Annotated in this window: 22 protein-coding genes; 21 read left to right on the forward strand and 1 reads right to left on the reverse strand. The window is 43.9% G+C overall.

What is annotated here, in order from left to right:
* Positions 1-21 precede the first annotated feature (21 nt).
* From rbfA to Q5873_RS01625, 8 genes are all read left to right on the forward strand, one after another.
* Positions 22-387, forward strand: coding sequence for a 30S ribosome-binding factor RbfA (rbfA, locus tag Q5873_RS01590; RefSeq protein ID WP_028255987.1), 366 nt, complete (start codon positions 22-24; stop codon positions 385-387).
* Entirely contained in the window at positions 374-1,315 is a 942-nt protein-coding gene (locus tag Q5873_RS01595) for a DHH family phosphoesterase (protein WP_303059017.1), read from the forward strand. Before rbfA ends, Q5873_RS01595 begins: the two co-directional genes overlap by 14 nt.
* On the forward strand, positions 1,315-2,196 hold the full coding sequence (truB, locus tag Q5873_RS01600) for a tRNA pseudouridine(55) synthase TruB (RefSeq protein WP_303059018.1): 882 nt from the start codon (positions 1,315-1,317) through the stop codon (positions 2,194-2,196). The genes Q5873_RS01595 and truB overlap by 1 nt, the downstream gene beginning before the upstream one ends.
* 9 nt (positions 2,197-2,205) lie before the next feature.
* Positions 2,206-3,141, forward strand: coding sequence for a bifunctional riboflavin kinase/FAD synthetase (locus Q5873_RS01605; protein ID WP_288190862.1), 936 nt, complete (start codon positions 2,206-2,208; stop codon positions 3,139-3,141).
* A 221-nt stretch (positions 3,142-3,362) separates the two neighbouring features.
* Entirely contained in the window at positions 3,363-4,547 is a 1,185-nt protein-coding gene (locus tag Q5873_RS01610; RefSeq protein ID WP_288760361.1) for an aminotransferase-like domain-containing protein, read from the forward strand.
* 304 nt (positions 4,548-4,851) lie between these two features.
* Positions 4,852-5,619, forward strand: coding sequence for a chorismate mutase (locus tag Q5873_RS01615; protein WP_303059019.1), 768 nt, complete (start codon positions 4,852-4,854; stop codon positions 5,617-5,619).
* Positions 5,619-7,766, forward strand: a complete 2,148-nt coding sequence (gene recD2, locus Q5873_RS01620) for an SF1B family DNA helicase RecD2 (protein WP_303059020.1) — start codon at positions 5,619-5,621, stop codon at positions 7,764-7,766. Before Q5873_RS01615 ends, recD2 begins: the two co-directional genes overlap by 1 nt.
* Positions 7,763-8,437 carry a ComF family protein gene (locus tag Q5873_RS01625; protein WP_303059021.1) on the forward strand — a complete coding sequence of 225 codons (675 nt, stop codon included), beginning with the start codon at positions 7,763-7,765 and terminating at the stop codon, positions 8,435-8,437. The genes recD2 and Q5873_RS01625 overlap by 4 nt, the downstream gene beginning before the upstream one ends.
* 33 nt (positions 8,438-8,470) lie before the next feature.
* Here Q5873_RS01625 and Q5873_RS01630 read toward each other — a convergent pair whose 3' ends face one another.
* The gene (locus tag Q5873_RS01630; RefSeq protein WP_288301814.1) at positions 8,471-9,073 is read right to left on the reverse strand and encodes an HD-GYP domain-containing protein; all 603 of its coding nucleotides are present in this window, start codon (positions 9,071-9,073) and stop codon (positions 8,471-8,473) included.
* A 1,043-nt stretch (positions 9,074-10,116) separates the two neighbouring features.
* On the opposite strand from Q5873_RS01630, the gene Q5873_RS01635 reads away from it, so the two are divergent.
* The 13 genes from Q5873_RS01635 to Q5873_RS01690 all read left to right on the forward strand — a co-directional run bounded on the left by Q5873_RS01635 (position 10,117) and on the right by Q5873_RS01690 (position 20,202).
* A complete protein-coding gene (locus Q5873_RS01635; protein WP_303059022.1) occupies positions 10,117-10,938 on the forward strand; it encodes a basic amino acid ABC transporter substrate-binding protein in 822 nt (273 codons plus the stop codon).
* A gap of 111 nt (positions 10,939-11,049) precedes the next feature.
* Positions 11,050-11,826 carry a basic amino acid ABC transporter substrate-binding protein gene (locus Q5873_RS01640; RefSeq protein WP_303059023.1) on the forward strand — a complete coding sequence of 259 codons (777 nt, stop codon included), beginning with the start codon at positions 11,050-11,052 and terminating at the stop codon, positions 11,824-11,826.
* A gap of 73 nt (positions 11,827-11,899) precedes the next feature.
* Positions 11,900-13,087 (forward strand): aminotransferase-like domain-containing protein, encoded by a 1,188-nt coding sequence (locus tag Q5873_RS01645; protein ID WP_303059024.1) that lies wholly within the window; start codon positions 11,900-11,902, stop codon positions 13,085-13,087.
* Between the two features lie 284 nt (positions 13,088-13,371).
* Positions 13,372-14,028: an amino acid ABC transporter permease gene (locus Q5873_RS01650; RefSeq protein WP_028255974.1), complete on the forward strand. Its 657-nt coding sequence runs from the start codon at positions 13,372-13,374 to the stop codon at positions 14,026-14,028.
* Positions 14,025-14,744, forward strand: coding sequence for an amino acid ABC transporter ATP-binding protein (locus tag Q5873_RS01655; RefSeq protein WP_276625375.1), 720 nt, complete (start codon positions 14,025-14,027; stop codon positions 14,742-14,744). The genes Q5873_RS01650 and Q5873_RS01655 overlap by 4 nt, the downstream gene beginning before the upstream one ends.
* 332 nt (positions 14,745-15,076) lie before the next feature.
* Positions 15,077-15,274: a cold shock domain-containing protein gene (locus Q5873_RS01660; protein ID WP_028255972.1), complete on the forward strand. Its 198-nt coding sequence runs from the start codon at positions 15,077-15,079 to the stop codon at positions 15,272-15,274.
* Positions 15,275-15,735: 461 nt separating this feature from the next.
* Positions 15,736-16,194 carry a hypothetical protein gene (locus Q5873_RS01665; RefSeq protein WP_303059025.1) on the forward strand — a complete coding sequence of 153 codons (459 nt, stop codon included), beginning with the start codon at positions 15,736-15,738 and terminating at the stop codon, positions 16,192-16,194.
* Between the two features lie 218 nt (positions 16,195-16,412).
* Positions 16,413-16,772 (forward strand): hypothetical protein, encoded by a 360-nt coding sequence (locus Q5873_RS01670; RefSeq protein ID WP_303059026.1) that lies wholly within the window; start codon positions 16,413-16,415, stop codon positions 16,770-16,772.
* An 822-nt stretch (positions 16,773-17,594) separates the two neighbouring features.
* Complete coding sequence (locus Q5873_RS01675; protein ID WP_028255174.1) at positions 17,595-17,879, forward strand: transposase; 285 nt, start codon at positions 17,595-17,597, stop codon at positions 17,877-17,879.
* Between the two features lie 26 nt (positions 17,880-17,905).
* Complete coding sequence (locus Q5873_RS01680; RefSeq protein WP_303059114.1) at positions 17,906-18,445, forward strand: IS3 family transposase; 540 nt, start codon at positions 17,906-17,908, stop codon at positions 18,443-18,445.
* Between the two features lie 155 nt (positions 18,446-18,600).
* Positions 18,601-18,999, forward strand: a complete 399-nt coding sequence (locus Q5873_RS01685) for a hypothetical protein (protein ID WP_303059027.1) — start codon at positions 18,601-18,603, stop codon at positions 18,997-18,999.
* 65 nt (positions 19,000-19,064) lie between these two features.
* Entirely contained in the window at positions 19,065-19,235 is a 171-nt protein-coding gene (gene rhuM, locus Q5873_RS09655; protein ID WP_367997313.1) for a RhuM family protein, read from the forward strand.
* A 193-nt stretch (positions 19,236-19,428) separates the two neighbouring features.
* On the forward strand, positions 19,429-20,202 hold the full coding sequence (locus Q5873_RS01690; RefSeq protein WP_303059028.1) for a hypothetical protein: 774 nt from the start codon (positions 19,429-19,431) through the stop codon (positions 20,200-20,202).
* Positions 20,203-20,275: the final 73 nt, after the last annotated feature.

The following is a 20,275-nucleotide window of genomic DNA, read 5'->3' on the forward strand; positions in this document are numbered from 1 at the left end:
CTCTCAACAGGAGGTGTGACTATGAGTGACGTACGAGTTCGTAAATTACAGGAATTCATCAAGCAGGAAGTCAGCAATATGTTGATGCGCGGTCTTAAGGATCCGCGTATCGGCTTTGTGACGGTAACCGATGTGGAAGTCACCGGTGATTTGCGACAAGCCACGATTTATGTAAGCCTATTCGGTTCGGACGAAGAAAAGAAGGCGTCCTTGCAGGCATTGAAGCATGCAGCCGGTCATGTGCGTTCCGAACTGGGAAAGGTACTCCGCTTGCGTTATACGCCGGAGATTGCATTTGCCAATGATACCTCATTGGATTACAGCATGCATATTGAGTCACTGTTAAATGATATAAAGAAGGATGAGAAGAACCATGGAGATGCTTAACATTGATAGCCTGAAAGCTGTCATCGATGATGCTCAATCCATTGTTCTTACGGTGCACGTCAATCCCGACGGCGATGCCATAGGATCTATGCTCGGCATGTATGAAGCATTGCTACAGCAAGGCAAGAATGTGCAGATGGTAGTGGACAGCCCGGTACCGCATAAGTTTTCCTTTTTGAAGTATGCGGATCGGGTTCAGCTGCCGGAGGCACTACAATCGTTGGAGCAACCGGATATATTGCTCGTACTAGATGCCAGTACGTTTGAACGCATCGGCAAAGTAGGCGAATTATGTAAGGCACCGATTTACAATATCGACCATCATATTTCCAATACTAAGTTTGCCGCAGGGCTTTACTTGGTGCCGGAATTTGCGGCAACCGGTGAAATCGTTGCCCATTTGTGTGAGCAGTGGCATTGGCCGATCACCCCTTCTATGGCGGATGCTCTGTATTTGGGCATTGCTACGGATTGCGGATTCTTCAAATTCAGCAACACCACGGAGCATACCTTGAGAATGGCAGCCTTGTGCGTGCAGTGCGGGGCAAGACCGCAGGTAGTTTCGGAGCATGTGGAATTGACATCTATGAACCGTTTGGCTATTATGCGAAAAGCACTGGCCAATGTGGAATTTCCTCATGATGGTCGCGTAGGTATTATTGCGTTGGATGAAGAGCTGATGGCCTTAGCCGGTGATGATACAGACGGTTATGTTGATTTGGTACGCAATGTCGAAGGCGTTGATATAGCTGTGCTTCTTAAAGCGGTAGGTCCGAAGACGACGCGGGTAAGTCTGCGTTCAAAGGCAACCGACGTGAATCAAATTGCCGGACATTTCGGCGGTGGCGGACATATTCGGGCAGCCGGTTGTACTATACAGTTACCATTGGAAGTGGCAAAAACAGAATTACTCAAGGAGCTGCCCTAATGGATGGCGTTTTTGCATTTCTCAAACCGCCGGGGATAACGAGCCATGATGCAGTAGGTATATGCCGACGATTGTTACACGAAAGGCGCATCGGTCATAGCGGTACGCTAGATCCCTTAGCCTATGGTGTGTTACCTATCTTTGTCGGTAGGGCAACGCGGCTTATCGAATATACCGGTCACGAAACAAAAACATATGTGGCAGAAGGCCAATTTGGTTTTAGTACGGATACGGAAGACAGTACCGGACACATACTTACATCGGTAGCATCAAGCGATGCGGAACCGACAGCGAAGGAGCTGGCACATGTGTTATCAACGTTTGTCGGTGAACAAATGCAGCGACCGTCTAAGTATTCGGCTATAAAAATTAATGGGAAGCGCGCATACGAGTTGGCTCGTGCCGGTGAAGAGTTTGTATTGCCGGAGCGACCGATTACCATTTACGATTGCAAGCTTTTGGCATACAAGTATCCCTTTTTCACTATACGGGTCCACTGTTCGTCAGGCACCTATATTCGAGCCTTGATTCGCGATATAGCGAACGCCGTCGGAATCCCGGCTACGATGACACAGCTGGCACGTACGCAAGTGGGAACAATGCGAATTGCCGATGCGGTTACGGCGGAAGAGTTAGCCGTGTCCGGTGAAGCGCTGCTGCAACCGGTGGATACGGCATTGCAGCATATGCCAGCGGTAAGACTTAGCGAAAAAGAACGCTTGGCATTACTACAAGGTAAGCAGTTGCGCTTGCCGCTGCTTGCCGCTGATGAGGTTGTATCCGGACAGCTGTATCGGGCTTATGGCGAACGCGGATTTATGGGAATTGCCAAGGGGATAGACGGGGCATTGAAAGCGGAGAAAAATATATTTTTGGAATAAGGATGTAGTATGAAGATTTTAACCTCTTTTGACGAGTTACGTACTATACAAGCCAATATTGTATATGCTTTGGGAACATTTGACGGTATTCATTTGGGGCATCAAACCGTTATCGGACGAGCCGTAGACATGGCTCACACATGTGAGGCGGTTACGGTGGTTGTTACCTTTGATGCACATCCATTGTCTATATTGGCACCGCAAAAAGTGCCGCCGCAGCTGTTACAGCGCGAGCATCGCCCGGAGATATTGGAAGCCTTGGGTGTTGACTATATGCTGGAGCTGCCGATGAATGCTGATTTACTGTCAATTGCGGCATCGGACTTTTTGGTGTACTTAACGCAAGGGGTGACGGTACGAGGCATTGTAGTCGGTGAAAACTTTACCTTTGGCAAAGGCGGTATCGGTACACCGGCGTTAATTCGGGATACATTGGAGCCAAAGGGCATCAATGTTACAGTTATGCGATTGGAAGGTCACGAAGCAGTACCGGGACACGTATCCAGCACGTATATTCGCGGTGCCATTGCGCGAGGCGATGTTGCCTTGGTTCGCACATTGTTAGGACGGGCGTATCGCTTTACCGGTACGGTGATTATGGGAGATCAGCGAGGACGAACCTTAGGCTTTCCTACATTGAATTTCCTGTTTCCCAAGGAGATGGCCTTGCCGGCAGACGGTGTGTATGTCAATCGAGTGTGCATTGACGGTGAATGGTTCGGCGGCGTAGGTAACATGGGTGACAATCCTACCTTTGCCAATCAATATCATCGCTTTGAAGTGCATCTGTTTGATTTTGATCGCGATGTGTACGGTGCGACGGCAACGGTAGAGTTTTTGCAGTTTTTACGGGGAGAAGTAAAATTCTCTTCTTTGGACGAGCTTATTACACAGATGAAGATCGATGAGCAGCAAGCACGAGACTATCTCGCAAGCATGGACTAATTACATATGAATGATGAAATCGCTTTTACAAACGTATTCATCGTAGGCAGACGTTGCCAATGATGGATACCTTTTAAAAGCGATTTTTTTTGTGCCGTCATGCCGGAGAAGGCACCGATGAATTGTCTGTTTAGAATAGACTGATGTGTTTATTTTTATTGACTTTTCTTCTATAGAATAGTACTATAGTAACATCACAGATGAAATAGGAGGTTCTAACCATGGCTATACGTTATTCAGACCCGGTTAACGCGATTAAACATTCCGATACCGGAGATATCTTAAAATTGATTGCACAACCGGATATGATTTCCTTTGCCGGCGGTCTTCCGGCAGAAGAATTATTTCCCGCAGAAGAAATTGCAAAGGCTACGGAAATCGTATTGAAGAATACACCCGGTAAGGCCTTGCAATACGGTCCGTCTCTCGGTTACGATCCGCTTCGTGAAAGCATTGCGAAGCGCATGAATCGCATGGTTAAAACAAATTATACGAAGGACAATGTGTTGGTAACCTGCGGCTCTCAGCAGGGGCTTGACCTGTTGTGTCGTCTATTCTGCAACAAAGGTGACACGGTACTGGTAGAGAAGCCATCCTATTTGGGAGCGATTACGGCTTTTAATTTAAGTCAGGTTAATTACGTAGAAATTCCCGGCGATGGCAAAGGGATGATTATCGAAGAACTGGAAAAGGCTCTTAAGGAAAATGAAGTGCGCCTTATCTATGTAGTTACCGATTTCCAAAACCCAACAGGCATTACTTGGACGCGCGAACGTCGCGAGCAGTTCATGGAAGTGGTTGATCGTTATGAAGTTCCGGTTATCGAAGACAATCCGTATGGCGAACTTCGTTACGAAGGCGAGTTCTTACCGTCGTTGACTACATTCGACAAGAAGGGCCTCGTATGTTCCTTGGGAACGTTCTCCAAAACCTTTGCACCGGGCATGCGTCTCGGCTGGATTGCAGCGAACACTACGTTTATCGAAAAATGCGATTTGTTGAAACAGAACATGGACCTTTCCACATCACCGTTCTCGCAGCATGTGTGTGAAGCATGGCTGGATAATTTTGACTTCGATGCGCATGTTACCAGCGTACGCGATTTATATCGCAGTCGTCGCGATGCGATGCTTAACGCTATGGATGAATTCTTCCCGAAAGAAGTAACCTATACACGTCCGGAAGGGGGACTCTTCATTTGGTGTACGTTGCCGGAGTATATGGTATCCCGCGATATTTTGAAACAGTGCATCGAAAAGAAAGTAGCCTTCGTACCGGGGGATCCGTTCTTTACATCGGAAGGCAACACAAACTTCCTGCGCTTGAATTACTCCTGTAATGACGAAGAAATAATTCGCACCGGTATTCAACGCATCGCCGAAGTATTGAAAGCAAATTTAAAATAAGTTTGCTTATCGCTTCACTCCGTTGATAGATAGCACTTTGTTTCTGTTATCGTTATTAACGGTCTTGACGGGTTAGCATTAATGGTGTTAACAGTTAGCATTAATGGTGTTAACAGTTAGCATTACTAGTGTTAACGGTTAGCGTTCGATTCCGTTGTTTTCGTTACGAGTACATAAGGGGCAGTGCCATGCCAATGAGGCTTTGCGGCACTGCCCCTTTAGTGTGTATAAAAAATATGATATGATACATAGGGTAGAGTAGCATCGTCAACTACTACAATTTAACAGATAAGAGGATTGACATATGAATTTAGAAGAAACACGTAAACAAATAGATGAATTAGATCAGATATTGGTAGAGACCTTTGAAAAACGGTTGGCCGCGGTTTTGAATATTGCCAAAATTAAAGAAGCGGAAAATATTAAAATTTACGATCCGGAACGAGAAACCAAGGTATTGGAAAAAGGCTTGGCCTATGTAAACGATCCGTCGTTGCGCGATTATGTAAAACGCTTCCTCAATGATGTGATGGCCGTAAGCCGCAGCTATCAAAAGGATCATATTCAGCAGCACATTTTCCTGGTAGGTATGCCCGGTGCCGGCAAGACGACAGTAGGCAAAGCCTTGGCACAGCGTCAGGATATGGATTTCTACGATGTGGATGCATTGATTCAGGAAAAGACGGGCAAGTCCATTCAGAATGTTATTATCTATGAAGGGGAAGAAGCCTTCCGCGAATTGGAATACGAAGTAATCAGCGATATCGTTACCAATAAAAAGCCCAGTGTTGTGGCTACCGGCGGTGGTACGGTACTGTCAGAAAAAACGGTTAAATTAATGCGCGACTCCGGCTTTGTGGTATTTATCCATCGCGATGTAACACGTATCTTGGATGATTTGGATATGGAAATCAGACCGCTTTTGAAGGAAAGCATCGAATACATTTTCCGTCTTTACGAAGAACGGTACCCGTTATATGAAAAGGTTTGCCATGTGAAAATTCAAAATGCGTCCAGCATTGGCGATGCGGTAAATGAAATTATCGATGCCTTGCCGAATGTAGAACGCTGATGGAAACGATTCGAGGAACGGTGCAGCGACTTATTTTTGCGAATGAGTCGAATTCGTATTGCGTTTTCTTGTTGTACGATTACAACGAAGAACGCATTACTTGTACCGGTAAATGTGAGGCCCCCAAGGAAGGGGACGAACTGGAACTGACGGGACGTTTTGTGGAGCATCCGAAATACGGCACACAGTTTGACGTGCGTACGTTGGAGAAATGTAAGCCCGATACAATAGGCGGTGCCAAACAATATTTAATGAATTTAGGCGTTAAGGGCTTCGGCGAAAAGTCGGCGGAGAAGGTTATTGCCTATTTTGAAGACGAGATTATCGATATTTTAAAATCCGATGATCCCAAAGAGCTGTTGGAAGTTCCCGGATTGCGTAAAAGCATTAAGGAAGACTTGTATCATACACTCATCGGGGAAGGGGCACTGCAGGAATTGAACCGTTTCCTGGAAGCCGGCGGGATCAGTGCCAAGTGGAGCCGTGATATTTACAATATTTACGGCGGAGCTGCCATTGATGTACTGCGGGATAATCCTTATACATTGCTGCATATTCCTGGCGGCCCTTCCTTTACGATGGCGGATACCTTAGCTTCGTCATTAGGTATCGAACCTGACGACCCGAATCGAATCGAAGCGGGACTTCGGGATTGCCTCACCGGCATCGGCGATAACGGACACAGCTGTTTGCCTGTGGATGTATTAATACAGAAAACCTTTGATCTGTTGCATGGCTGTGCCGATGAAATTGCCGCCGCCGTAGAAGAACAGCTGGAGTACGGACAGCTGGCAGCCACCGAACACGATGGCATTTTATATGTATATACGCCGGAGCTTTACATGGCGGAAACGGAATCGGTAGCGCTGACGCAGTTGTTGATGCAGGAACCGGTATTGACAGCGCTGGACACGGAAGCCTTTCTCGACGGATTTGAAGAACGATACAGCATACGCCTAGGCGATGAGCAGCGCGAAGCCATCGATATGGCACTGACGAATAAGGTGACGGTCATTACCGGCGGACCGGGTACGGGGAAGACGACAATCGTGAAAGCAATTGTGGAAGCTTTTCAGCAAACCAATCTTCAGCGCATTTTGTTATGTGCGCCTACGGGCCGTGCAGCGAAGCGCTTGACGGAAGCTACCGGTTTTGAAGCCACAACAATTCATCGCATGCTCATGCCGGTGGAAGGCAGCGATGCGTACGACTTTTCAAAAAACGAAGATGATCCGTTGGAAGCGGATGTAGTTATTGTCGATGAAGCCTCCATGCTGAACATTCAATTATATTACGCATTGGTAGCGGCTGTTCCGGCAACGGCCCATCTCGTTATTGTCGGCGATGTGGATCAATTACCGCCTATCGGAGCCGGCTTTGTCTTGCGGGATATGCTAAATGCAGAAACGATACCGTATACTAGGCTGGCACATATTTACCGCCAAGAAAAGGGCAATGCCATCGTAGAAAATGCGCATCGCATTAATGAGGGACAGATGCCGGTACTCAGCGGTGACGGCGACTTTACATTCATCGAGGTACACACGTTACGGGATATGATGTCCGCCATCATCAATGCCTATAACAGCTTGCGCGATGACGTAGAGGATGAGCTGGACATACAAATTCTATCTCCTATGCGCCGCAATGCTTACGGCAGTTTAAAAATTTCGCAAGCCGTACAACAGGCAGTGAACCCGCAAAGTCCTAAAAAAGCAGAGGTAGTTATCAATGGTATCACCTATCGCGTAGGGGACAAGGTTATCCAGGTACTCAACAACTACGAGTATGAAATTTTTAACGGTGAGATTGGAAGTATCTATGCTATTTCCAAGACACATATGGGAATTCGTTTTACCGATAAAGATGTATCGCTGCCTTTGGATGAGGCGGAGTCTATTATGCCTGCCTATGCGATTACGGTTCATAAAAGCCAGGGCAGTGAATATAGCGTCGTGATTATTCCTTTTATTCCGCCGTATGGTATTATGCTGCAACGCAGTCTCTTATATACAGCGGTAACAAGGGCGCGGCGTCGAGTGATTCTTATTGGGACGAAAAGTGCGGTGCAACGGGCAGTAGATACGGTGCGTGGCGATGAACGATATACATTATTTAAAGAACGTCTACAGGGGATGATAGAGTGATTGACTGGTTATTTGATTTTCTATATCCACCGCGTTGCCCGGGATGCGGACAAGCCGTACATGTAAATGGCGAGTGGTGCCGGGATTGTTACGAAGCGGTGGCCGAGATACGAGAAATCACCGGTTGCCCCGGACGCTTCGTGCAACATGTTTGGACGTTGAGTCATTACGATAAGGGTATGAAGCAGCTGCTACATGATGTAAAATTTAATAAAAAGAAGGAGCGATCCCGTGGGGCCGCTCCTTTTTTGTATTCGTTTTATCATGCTACGGCTACATGGCAATGGTTGCCGGACTATGTCATCCCCATTCCTGTCAGCGAGAGAAAGAGAGAGTTACGCGGTTATAATCAGGTGGATATATTATTTAAACCTTATATGTCTATGTTTTGCCAACGTGATATAGGAAAATGGCATTGGCTGGAGGCTCTGGTAAAGGTTGATTCCACGCGTCCCATGTGGGGACTGACGAAACGGGAACGACAGCTGAATACTAAGGGCGCATTCCTGCCTATAGCTGCGGTGAAACGAAGTCATATTCTAAACGGAAAATCCGTACTCCTCCTCGATGATATTTATACTACCGGAGCTACCGTCAGTGAAGCAGCAGACGTACTGGCGGCCATGGGTGCCGACTCTGTTAATGTACTCACATTAGCCAGCGGTCGTTAAGAAAAAAAGCACCACCATAACCGGTGATGCTTCTTATGATAAGATTTCGATGAAGGCACGAACCACATCGGGATCGAAATAAATCCCGGAGCCGCTGAATAATTCCTGTTTAACCGTTTTCCGTGTTTTGGACCACAACTCCGTAGACGGATTGATGGCGGAGTCGTAATAATCGGCGATGCCGATGATGCGAGCCCCTAACGGAATATTGGCACCGCGCAAATGCTTCGGATACCCGGAGCCATCCCAACGTTCATGGTGATAGCGAATATATGGCAGGATTTCTTGACAGCACGGATAATTTTCAATCATGTTAGCTCCGTTTACCGGATGCTGACGGAAACGAGACATTTCCTGACGATTGAAATAAGGTGCTTTCTTCAGTACCGAATTTGGCATCGTTAACAGTCCTACATCGTGGAGAAGTGCAGCGTGCTTGATCTGTATGATTTCATTTTGCGGTAAGCCCATCTTGGCAGCAATACTAACGGAGTAGTTAGCCACTTGAATGGAATGTGTATACAGCTCATGACTCTTCATTTGAATCATTTGTAATAGCTGAGCACTAATGGCCTCTAAGCTGTCTTCCTCCAGCTCATACAGTCCCGACGGCTGCATCAACGATAACATAAACATGAAAAAAAATCCCTTCCCTTTAAATATCCCCTAGTAGATATTTAGTGATTGTAAGATGAACAGAGTCAGCCTAACACTTGTGACTCGCAGTAAAAATATTATACAACATTTTACGCTCCTTGTGTATGTAGAGGGAAAGGCGACGTATCTCATCTTCTCATAGTACAAACGTATGATGTTATAAACAATATAGATAAAATAAGGCTTTTTAAGCTTTCTAACTTTTATGTATGAAAGTATCAATAGGAAATTTAAAAAGTGCTATGCGATTTCTCTATAGACAAAGAAGAGAGTCTTACCGTATAATCACAGTGTACGGGTCTGTGGTTGAAAGTCGAGGCCAGTCGCAGGCAAAACGATCCACGTAAGCAATGCAAAGTCGTTGTGAGCATGGTGCGGCTTAGAAGTAAGTCCTGCCGAAAAAATAATGTCGAGAGAGGTAGTAGTGGGGAGCCACGGGCTTAGGAGCGAACCCTCCAGCAGGCGAGTGTGGGGGCAAAGACCAGGTCAGCCGTACGATATAGTCATGATGAAGGAGAACATCTCCTTTCATTGTGGCTATTTTTTATTGCCTGTAACGATTCGGTTTTCGTTGTGCAGCAACACAAGGATGGTTTGCAGTGTAATAAAGAGAGGACGGTTTGTAGTGCAGTAATACAGAGATGATTTGCAGTGAAATAACGTATAACGGTTTGCAGTGTAACAAAGAGATGACGGTTTACAGTGTAATAACAGATTGACGTATATGAACTAATGGTGTGTAAAAATATTCGTAAAATTAAATAAAATATTCACGAACACTATTGACTACAGGGGAATCTGATTGTATAATTATTCCATCAAAATGAGATGCAAGGATGTATTTCCTAATGACGGTAATGAACGAATAGAGGGTAGAGAATAGATAGAAGATACATTGTATATACAGTAACTAAGCGATTCTTGGTACTGCTGCATATATGTGTAAGGGAAGGATCAAAAGTAGATTCACTATCGCAAGGATGCATCAAAATCAGTATAGTTATGCGAAAAGGATGAGGACAATGAATACACACATGTTAAAGAAATTAACCATTACAGCCGTAGCCACTTTGGCCATCGGTACTATGATTGCCGGATGCGGCAGCGACAATGATTCCAAACAAGCAGCCGCCGGGCAGAAGGTTATCCATGTCGGTACGAATGCAACGTTTGTACCTTTTGAATTCAAAGACGAAAAGACGCAGGACCTGAATGGTTTTGACATTGATATGATTAAAGCCGTAGCGCAGCATATGAATGCAAAGGTAGAATTTAAAAACGTATCCTTTGATGCGTTAATTCCGAGCTTAGGGAATAAGGACATCGACCTTGCCGCATCGGGAATGACCATTACGAAAGCGAGAGCAGAAAAAGTATTGTTCTCCTCGCCGTATTATGAATCGGGTCTCGGCGTAGTCGTACCGGCCAATGCCAATATCAACACCTTACAAGACTTGAACGGTAAAACCGTATCCGCCCAGATGGGAACCACCGGTGCGGACATGGCGAAAAAAATCGAAGGGGTAACGTTGAAACAATTCGATCACAGTAACGAAGCCCTTTTGGAATTAAAGAACGGCGGTGTTGTGGCAGCCGTTATCGACTTACCGGTAGCGCAGTACTATGTATCCAAGCATAAGGACGAAGGGTTCAAAGTAATTCCGTTCCCGAATACCAAGGAATACTTTGGCTTTGCTATGAACCAGAACAACAAGGAGTTACAAGCCGAAGTGAATAAGGCCTTGGCAGAAATGAAGAAGAGTGGCGAATTTAATACGATTTACAAAAAATGGTTTAATACCGATGCACCGGCTGACATGCCTACGGAATGGCAGGGTAACTAAGAAAGTAGTTGAATAATTTTTTGACATTTGCTATATTGTACTGGTGAATACATATGCGTCATCAGTGAATAACAGACGCGTTATCAAGTGTTGATTAAAGGAGAGAACACGATGAAGTGGAAAAAGGGAGCGGCCCTGTTACTGGGTGCAATGCTTACAGTAGGACTTATTGCCGGTTGCGGTAACTCGGCAGACAACGGTGGTAAAACAGACGGTAAAAAAGTAATTACCTTTGCTGCGGAAACTACATACCCGCCCTTTGAATATGCAGAAGGCGACAATTACAAAGGCTTCGATGTTGACCTTAGTAATGCATTGGCCAAGGAAATGGGTGCCGAAGCTAAATTCGTAAGCATGGGCTTTGATGCCTTGATTCCGGCATTGCAGGGTAAACAGATTGACGCCATTGCATCCGGCTTAGTTATCACTAAGGAACGGGAAGAAAAAATTGCTTTCACCGATCCGTACTACGAAGTATCCTTGACGATGGTTGTTCGTAAGGATGAAAATAATATTAAAAGCGAAGCAGACATTGCCGGTAAGACGGTAGCTGCGCAAATCGGTACGACTGGTGCTATGCTGGCCAAAGAAAAACCGGGTACTACGGTAAAAGAGTTTGATGCGATTCCGAACATGCTTCAGGATTTGCAAAACGGCAACGTACAAATCGTAATGTTGGACGAACCGGTAGCGCGTTACTATATCCAGAAGATGAATATGGACAACCTTAAAGTAGTCGACATCGGCTTGCAGCATCACAAAGTGGCCATCGGTCTTCGCAAAGACGACAAACAGCTGTTGGCTGATATGAACAAAGCATTGGCCAAGCTTAAAGAAAACGGTGAATACGACAAGTTGACAAAAAAATGGTTTGGTACCAGTAAATAAGCAAAACTAACGGCGCCGGGGCACATTGTGCCTCGGCCTGTTCGCTACTATGTGATTCTATGAGGTGATACATATGGATATGAAACAGTTATACAGCAAAGCAGCATCAAAACTGAAGCGATCGGAAATCGGTGAACTCAAAAGCCGTGCCGCAGGTAAGCCGGACATTCTCTCCTTAGCGGAAGGGGTTCCGGCGGCGGAACTGTTCCCAACGGAAGAAATTGCGAAAGCGGCTTATAAAATTATTTCCGAAGATGGAGCGCGCATCCTGCAATACGGTGATTGTCGCGGTGACAAAGGATTGCGTATACACATTGCGCATATTATGGAAAAATATAATATTCACGTGCGGCCGGATCAAGTACAAATTACCAGCGGATCCATGCAGTCGCTGGATTTATGTGCCCGTCTTTTCTTGGAAGAAGGGGACACGGTATTGGTAGAAGATCCTACCTTTATCGACGCCATGAATATTTTGGCCTTTGCCGGCGGTACCATTGAAGGCGTGCCTCTCGACGAAGAAGGCATGGACCTTGCCGTGTTGGAAGAGAAACTGCGCACCAATCCTCGCATTAAACTTATTTATATTATTCCGGATTACCAGAACCCAACGGGGCTGACCTGGACACAGGCACGGCGTAAAGCATTCATGGAATTGGTAGCGCAGTACAATGTAGTTGTCTTGGAAGATAATCCGTACGGCGAGCTTACCTATGGCGAAGCGTACCAACAAGCCGTTAAATCCTATGACACCAAGGACCAAGTTATCTTCATGGGAAGCCTGTCCAAAACCTTTAGCCCTGGTATTCGTATCGGTTGGTTGGCCGGAGAACAATCGGTTATTGATGCCTTAGAGCTAGTGAAAGAACACTGCGATTTGCACAGTTCGATTCCAGATCACAGCATTGCCGCTACCTACATGAATATTTATTCCTATGATGACCATGTGAAATACATGTGCGGCGTATACAAAAAACGGCGCGATGCCTTTGTTGAAGCGTTGCGTACCTACTTGCCGGACTTTACCTTTACCGTGCCTAAAGGGGGCTTTTTCCTGTGGCTTCGCATGCCGGCCGGCGTGGATTGCATGAAATTCTTTGACGCTTGTTTGGAAGAACAAGTTACCTGTGTGCCGGGGACACCGTTCTACACAAATAAGGATAACCATGAGTTTATGCGTCTGAACTTTACGGGGCTTAACGAAGAAGATTTGGTGCGTGCCGTACAGCGCATGGCTAAGGCGTATGCACATCTTGTATAAGTAGGGCCGGGGTTAATGCAGTTTGTATCAGCGGGGTCGGGGTTAATGCAGCTTGTATCAGCAGGACCGGGACTAGTATAGGGTTAAAATAAGCGCAGCCGGCTAGGAAACTATAATTTACAAATTTAATAGAGAATGAGCATTGACATTGTATAATAATGCAACTATAATTGTTTATACATATTAAGCTATTATTATACATTGTCAGTTGTCATCGATGATCGGATGCCGTTACAAGGCGTACGGATGATGGCAGAGCACACTGGAAAAGGGAAGGTAGAAACATGAGTTTTAATTGGAGCCTGATTTGGGACAATTTGCCTCTGTTATTGCAAGGGGCTGTCGTAACCATCCAGATTACGATTATGAGTGTAGGTTGCGGCTTTTTAATTGGTATGATTGCATCGCTGGCGAATATGTCGCGATTTAAACCGATTCGCCTGTTGGTAAAATGCTATGTGGAATTATTCCGCGGCACACCGCTGTTGGTACAAATCTTTATGATTTACTTTGCATTGCCGATGGTAATCGGGCATCGCATCGATCCGTACGTTGCAGCCGTTACGGCATGTAGTATTAACTCTGGTGCGTACGTATCCGAAATTTTCCGCGCCGGTATTCAATCCATCGATAAAGGTCAAATGGAAGCCGGTCGTTCCTTGGGGCTAACTTGGGGACAGACGATGCGTTATATCGTTATGCCGCAGGCATTTAAAGCCATCATCCCGCCGTTGGGAAATGAATTTATTGCCATGATGAAAGATACTTCCTTGGTATCCGTTATCGGCTTCGAAGAATTGACACGTCGCGGCCAGCTCATCATTGCTCGTACGTACGGCTCCTTTGAAATTTGGTCTGCCGTTGCTATTATTTACCTTATTATGACATTGAGTATTTCTCAGCTGGTAGGCTATCTGGAAAGGAGATATAAAATCAAATGATTCAGATGATCGATGTACATAAAAGCTTTGGCAAGCTGGAAGTGCTGAAAGGAATTAATTTAGATATCGAACAGGGGGAAGTAGTTGTTATCATCGGACCGTCCGGTTCCGGTAAAAGTACGGTGCTTCGCTGCATGAATTATTTGGAAGAACCAACCTCCGGCGATGTTATCGTTGATGGTATGAACCTTAATATTAAAGAAAATATTAATAACGTTCGTGCCGAAGTAGGTATGGTGTTCCAGCGATTTAACCTGTTCCCGCATATGACGGTATTGGATAACATTACCTTGGCGCCGCAAAAAATTCGTAAAGTATCCAAGGCAGAAGCGGAAGCAACCGCTATGGAACTTTTGAAAAAAGTAGGTTTGGCGGATAAAGCTAAGGCTTACCCGGAACAGCTGTCCGGCGGTCAGCAACAGCGTGTTGCCATTGCCCGCGCGTTGGCAATGAAGCCGAAGGTAATGCTTTTCGACGAACCTACATCCGCCCTTGATCCGGAAATGGTTCACGAAGTATTGGATGTTATGAAGAGCCTCGCCGAAGAAGGCATGACCATGGTTGTAGTTACACACGAAATGGGCTTTGCCAAAGAAGTAGGTACGCGCGTACTCTTTGTTGACGGCGGTCAGATTTTGGAATCCGGTTCGCCGGCGGATGTATTTGACAATCCGCAAAACGATAGAACAAAATTATTCTTATCGAAAATATTATAGGTGATTACTTTCTTAGCTATCACTGTTTGACGGTGTATAGTGATAGGGAAAAATAGATAGTTGCATATCCGTGTTTCCCTTATAGAATTTAATCAATGATAAAAAATCCTCTGCGTCAAATAGGAATTGATGCAGAGGATTTTGCTATTCAAGAATTTGAAAAAAGTCACGCTATTTTCTCATAATGGTAGTATAATTTTTTGATTATATACTGATAACGCATAATCATGTCCGCGATAGGTATAAATTTGTTGACACATGTACGCATGCGTGCTACTATGACCATAGGCATCGAGGATGCCGGTTGCTTGGACAGTTTAGGAGGAATTTGTATGCTTGGTAAAGTTAAGTGGTTCAGTGCAGAAAAAGGTTATGGTTTTATTGAAAGAGAAAATGGTGGCGATGTATTCGTGCATTATTCCGCTATCCAAGAAGACGGGTTCCGCTCCTTGGCTGAAGGTCAGGAAGTTGAGTTCGAAATCGTAGATGGCCCTCGTGGTCCCCAGGCGACTAACGTAGTAAAAGCATAATTGAACACTGAGAGCGATTGCTCTTTTAACGGGTCTCCGAAAGGAGGCCCGTTTTTTGTATGCAAATTTTCACTATCTATTTATTATAAAAGTGATATAATAATTAACTATGTTACAAAATAATTAAATTTACATTTTTGTTAAAAACATCGTAAGAAATTGTATGTTTATCTGAAGGTGTTGGCAACGAATACTGCTGTAAAGGAAAGAGGGGCATATCGTGTATAGGTACTGTGGGTCAGCATGAATATGAGTGAGTACGAAGGGCAACGATGAAATATAAGTGGCAATACAAAAGTGCAAGTGGCAATACAGAAGTACAAGTGGCAATACAGAAGTACAAGTGGTAATAAAGAAGTACAGTAGTAAGAAAGAAGTGTAAGTTGCAATAACGAAGTATGAACCGAAATGAGTCGGTATGAGTTTGGGATGATTGGTTATGTGTATAAGGAGGAATTAGTATGTCTTATATTAATGAAATTAATGGATTTCACAAGTGGGTACAAACACATCCGGAGCTTCCTACATCAGCGCGGATACTCTGGTTTACGTTGATGCATTACAATAACAGCTGTGGATGGAAGCGAGTATTTAATGTACCTATCAGTTTACTTATGGGGGATTCCGGTTTATCACGATCGTCAATTGTACGGGCACGCAAACTTCTTCAAGAGTCAGGACGTATTCGTTATACAACACGATCCGACATGAAAGCAACGGAATACGAATTACTGCCTATGAGTGAATTGCTACAGGCTATGATACCTATAATACACGGCGTGATACGGGACGTGACACAGGCTATGACACAGAGCGTGACACACTGCATGACACAGAACGTGACACACTGCATGACACAGTATATGACACATGGCATGACACAAAGGATGACACGGTCTATGATACACCGCATGATATAGTGTATGACAACACCTGTGACATAGCGCATGATACACAGGACGGACATATACCTAGACTAGACCGGACTAGACAAGATCAAACTAATACTATACAAGACACCAACACTAGACAAGATAATCAAACCAGACCAGACAGTCTTTCTGAATTTTCTTTTTCAGGGGGTGAAAAAAAAGAAAAAGAAAAAAAAGAAAATGCTTACCGTTCGGACAACGCTGATATGCATGGTAATATCGTGTATGATGATGAAATGCATGCTGGCACCATGTATGATGACACCATGTGTGACGATACCATGCATGACAATAACATGCATGATAACAAAGTGTATGATGACAACATGCATAACGACAACATGTGTGAAGAGAAAATAAAAGAAGAGGAATTTGTTCCGCCTACGGTAGAGATGGTAGAGGCGTATTGTAAGGAACGAGGCAATGTGATTGATCCGGAGATGTTTGTTGCCTATTACGACTCTATCGGATGGGTGCGAGGTAAATATCCTATGAAGGATTGGAAAGCAGCTGTACGGTCATGGGAAAAATACGATGCAGAGTATAGGGAGAATGGCTACTATTAAGAGAGCAAGAAAGAGTTAATCAAGGCGAGGGGATGCTTACGGGATAATCAGCGTGAGTAGTGAAGATGGCAGAAAAAAAGAGGGCTATCCATGGTATAGATACGCTATTGTATGAGCATATGGCATACCATGAGTAGCCCCTATAGGGAAATAGATTGGTTAATTCATCATCAATCTCTTTTACAAAGTCACCATGAATTACATGGGTATGTATATATTAACAGGTCTTTTACAAGCGATGTCCATATATCTCAGAGATCAGGTCTTGCGAATGACACTCTTACGATATATGGTCATCGCTTTCTTGCCTCTAGAGGGAGAGAGAAGAAAGTAGACTATCAGTACAAGAAATGCTCTTCGATAGACTGGGCTTTCGTTACTGATAGTCTACTTTCTTGGGAGTGTAAAATAATTTGTTTAGACAAGTTGTTGTAGAAATTTCAATTATCCCACCATAATCGGGTAAGAGGAATGTACGATTTTTTTCTTTCCAAGAAAATGTTAATCAAGGCGAGGGGAACTCAAGGAATAATAGATGAGGTGTGCTATAATAAAATGAAAATAGCATGAACTATAATTGAAGGACTCCAAGAGATAAGGTTCAATATATTTTGGATTGGTATAAACGTGCAAGGGAAGGTAGAACTTAAATGGCAGCAAAGAGTACAGCAGATATTGGTTTTGAAAAAGAGATTTGGGATGCAGCCTGTGTGTTGCGTGGTAACATTGGAGCTAGTATATAAATAGTAGAAGTCAAAATGAGAAATCCTACATACATGTATTGAAGTATAATAGATATAGATTATTCAGGAGGATTTCACAATGGCAAAACAACATGACAAACAATTTAAACTGGATGCGGTCCGGTATTATGAGGACCATCAAGACCTTCGAATGCGAGGATGTGCGCAAAATCTTGGAATTAGTTACAGCACATTAAGCAAATGGGTAAAGGAATTCAGAGAATCTGGAGATATTGTTGTTCGTGGTTCTGGTAATTATGCCTCAGATGAAGAAAAAGAAAATGCTCGACTCCGCCGCGAACTCCGTGATACTAAGGACGCACTTGATGTGTTAAAAAAAGCCATCGGCATTCTGGGAAAATAGCACGCTTTGGCGGAGAACTACAGAATATTTTACAAGAGCAGTTCAACCCAGATACACCTAATGCTGTTGGGTGTTCCGATATTACATATATTTGGACGGTCAACGGATTTGTATACTTGACGAGCATTATGGACTTGTACTCCCGCAAGATTGTCGCTTGGACTCTTTCCAAGCGACTTGATGTATCTTGTGTCGTCAAGACAATTACGAAAGCAAAAGAACGGCGAAACATTACGAGCCCACTACTTATTCATTCCGATCGCGGTAGCCAATACGTGGCAGATGAGTACAAGAAAGCAACGAAGAAAATGCAACGTAGTTATTCTAAAAAAGCGTATCCTTGGGATAATGCCTGCATTGAATCATTTCATGCCTTGATAAAACGAGAGTGGCTTAATCGTTTTAGAATTCATAATTTTCACGAGGCATACTGTTTGGTATTTGAGTACATAGAAGCCTTTTATAACACAGTGAGAACACATAGCCACTGCAACTTTCTTTCTCCTGATGAATTTGAACGATTGTATAAAGCGCGCTGTAAACACTCTAAATCACTTGCTAGCTGATGCAAAGGAGATATTTTCATTTTAGGTTGTACTAAATATTGACATAGGACCACTTTCAAAAAATGCAACGAATGGGTAAGTTAAAATAGTATTGACGGTTCTCAATTCCGGTGCTATATTTGAGTAAAGTGTAGTGCCGGAAAGGGGAATATGATATGTTCGGATTAATTAGAATGTTGGATGATTTGTTCTTTTTTATGATTCTTGGGGCAATCATCATGGCTTTTGTTACAGCATGGATTGCAAGCGGTAAGGGTAAGAATTATTTCTTGTGGTTGATTTATGGGTTTTTTCTGTTCCCATGGGCGTTCTTACATGCGCTGTTATCAAAGGATGAGCAAGAAATTACTCCTATTAAAGCATACGAGAAAGGACTTATTCAATGTCCGTCTTGTCTTGAATGGGTTAAGCTTGGAGCCAAGGTTTGTCGTTATTGTCATTCACCCATCCCTGAAAACACTGAAACACCCGAAGATAGGCTTCGGGCGAATGGCTACGGTGGAATTGTAGTCCCTAAGGAGCCAACCAAGAAACCGCAAGATAACCAACAATAATTACATACCAACAAGTATTAAACCGTAGGTTTTTATGCCTACGGTTTTTAATTTTGCATTTTTACATGACACTTTTCGCAATCTTAAACGAAATTTCAATCTATCGGAGATTCCGACAGGTTCGTACGAAAGGTAGTCGGCAGGTTACAAGAGAAATCCCGTATTATAAATTAGGTATGATTATCTCATTGGGCTACCGTATAAAGTCAATCATTGCAACCCATTTTAGACATTAAACCACTGAATTTTATTAATAGTTTCATAAAGGATAGCTTTCCATTTCTTTGTAATTCCATCCCTTCCGCAAATAAACAATTGAAATTATGCGCCTGTTTTGTTACTATATAAAATAGTTTTGAAAACCAAATATATTTTCTGTAAAGGTGTATATGTTGGTGGATCACGATTGGTATATATGAAGGTGATGGAATGAAGCAAATAAAAGGCTGCTTCTCATGTGACGAGTTTTTTGAAAAGAAGAAGAGTCAGTTAGTTAAGGAACCTACGGAATTGTTCTTGTATGATTGGGGGATATCGCTGGCGATAAACACTTACAGAGATGTTACGTCCGGAGCGTATTTTGTTGAACATGGCGATATGTTTAAAGAGAGGTTAGGAGAAAAGTTGGATGCCATGTACAGAGATAAGTTTGGCGAGGTAAGCGATATAGAGGAGTTGGATGATTTTCGCTCTTGCCCGGTAGTAGAACTTGAGTACCAATGGATACAGGAGTGTTCATCTGTACTTTCTGAGCTCTTTGCATTTATTAATAGTGACCATTTGTCAGTAGGGGGATTTATATTTTCTCCTAGGACGTTGCTTGATATGATTCGCTGTATATGTGAAGAAGTGAAAGCAAGTAACGACGGACAAATGGTCATGCAAGATGGCACGAAGGTAGACGCACGTACCTTGCATCAATGGTGGAGAGAAGGCTATCTGCTTGCCACCGGTGTTACTAGCGATGAACGACGCAAGGAATTGATAGATTTATATGAATTTGATCCCGATACATATAGTCCCAAACGTTTTGAAGCACTATGTGAAATTATGGAAAAACGCTCCACCTCTTTCACTAAAGAGATAGAAAATAAATACCGCCGAATGGACTTACAAGTATTGAAGACGTTTGCTAGAAAAGGAGACGTTGATTACTGTGATGGAGCCGAGTTTTTCTTATTAAGTGAAAAAGACCTCATGTAATGAGGTCTTTTTTTATCGTACCGTTAAAGCCATCGATGCGCAGAGCATGGTTAACCATAATGAACTGCAGTGA

Origin of the sequence: Veillonella magna, from assembly GCF_959600285.1 — a bacterium.
GTDB lineage: Bacteria > Bacillota > Negativicutes > Veillonellales > Veillonellaceae > Veillonella_A > Veillonella_A magna.